Origin of the sequence: Pricia sp. (assembly GCF_041745955.1) — a bacterium.
GTDB lineage: Bacteria > Bacteroidota > Bacteroidia > Flavobacteriales > Flavobacteriaceae > Pricia.
Genome location: NZ_JBGTHY010000231.1, coordinates 1 through 1,829, shown reverse-complemented (window position 1 = coordinate 1,829; position 1,829 = coordinate 1). Strand labels below are relative to the sequence as shown.

The window sequence follows — 1,829 nt, the reverse complement described above, 5'->3', positions numbered from 1 at the left end:
TCGGGATTTTCAAGTGCGGCCAACATTTCTTTCGAACGCTTTTCGTTGACCAGTTTTCCGTTGGCCAGTAAATAGTAGAATCGGCATACCTGGGTGACAGAGGCGGCATGGCTCAACTGTTTTATAGGCTCGCGGTTCGTGGCGCCCCCGCTGCCGTAGCGTTTGCCGACCCAAAGTCCGCCGCCTTTTTCCTCATCGTAGAAGTCGTATTTGGGATCGGTCATGACGGCCTCCAATTTATTGTAGCCCATGCGGTCGATCATACGGGTCGCGGCCTCGTTGTCCGATTTACTGATCATAAGGCGCATATCTTTTTTGACCTCGGGAGTTTCTTTGAGCTCCCCCTTGTCAATGGCATCGGTCGCGGCCAAAAGAATGGCGATTTTCGGGAGACTGGCAGCATACATCATATAATTGCCGTTCACCCGTGCAAAACGGGGCATTTCGGGATTGCCCAGGTCGACGATACCGACAGCCATTTTCTTTTGGGCGATTAGGTCTTTCCAATCCGCATGGCTGTTCAGTTCCTGTTCAAAACGGGTCTGTAACGAACTGTCAAGAAGTTGCCGCAGCGGTTTAATCTGGGCGTCGTCTATTTTGATGGGAAGTTCGTTTTGCGCGTTTAAGTAGATGGCGAAAATGAACAAAAAAAGTACTGCAAAAAGATTGGGTTTCATTGATTAATTTCGGTTTTTAATTAAATATCAAAGATACGTTATCCGCTGATTCGTAGTGTGTTAAATTTCAGGATATGTAGTTTAACGACGAGCTGAACAAAATCGAGATACGATGCTATATTCTGATTTCGGAAAGTGTTAATTTTTTTTGGGAATTGTGGAATTTTGTAGCAGCGATTGTACGAAAAACCGCTTCTCTTTGATTTCACTTAAGAATAAGCATTTTTTAGATATCATTCATCAGATTCACGCCGAAGTCTAAACAGGGCATTTCAATTGGGCTACCTATAAACTTCGTAGAAGTGATTGTTTGCCGAAAGATAGGAATTTCCATAAAAAAACCCGCTTCAAGAATTTGAAGCGGGTTTTGTAATTTTCTACATCTAGCGTCATTTCACCATTTCGTAACTTCGCTTAATAAAGTTCGTCAACTCCTCACCCTTCAACAACCCCTTCGAAAGCCGCGCCAAGTCAACGGATTGATTGATTAACCGCTCGCGCTTTTTAGTGGTCTTTGTATTCAAAATCTCGCTGACCAGTTCGTGGTTGGTGTTCACGACCAGATTGTACATCTCCGGCATGCTGCCCATGCCCATAATGCCGCCGCCACCGGTCTGCTGCATTTCTTTCATTCGGCGTAAAAACTCCGGTTCGGTAATGATAAAGGGGGAGGCGTCGCTATCCATCGCCTCGAGCTGTACGGTATAGCTCTTGTTTTCGATGGCCTCTTCAAGGTTCGTTTTAAGCTTTTCCTTTTCCTCGTCGGAGAGTTTGCTGATGGCCGTGTCCTCTTTTTTGATTAGGTTGTCGACGTGATCGGCATCGACACGGGCAAAGGAAACTTTTTCTTTCGAGGTTTCCAGTTTTTGCATTAGGTGTCCGATGATGGGCGAGTCTAGCAACAATACTTCAAAACCTTTGGCCCTGGCCGCTTGAATGTAACTGTGCTGGGCTTCTTTGTCAGAGGCGTATAAAATGACCAGTTTGTCGTCCTTATCCGTTTGGTTGCCCTTAATTTTTTCCTGAAGTTCTTCGAAAGTGAAATACTTGCCGTCTACCGTTGGATAGAGTGCGAATTTGTCCGCTTTTTCGAAGAATTTATCCTCGGAAAGCATCCCGTATTCGATAACGATCTTGATATCGTTCCATTTC

The 1,829-nt window shown here is 45.2% G+C and carries 1 protein-coding gene and 1 pseudogene; both read right to left on the bottom strand.

Going from position 1 to position 1,829, the window contains the following annotated elements:
- Positions 1–677: hypothetical protein (locus ACEW8S_RS08450; RefSeq protein WP_373517721.1), on the bottom strand; the 677-nt coding region annotated here is incomplete at its 3' end.
- 389 nt (positions 678–1,066) lie between these two features.
- Positions 1,067–1,829, bottom strand: a pseudogene (locus ACEW8S_RS08445) (molecular chaperone HtpG); the annotation flags it as partial.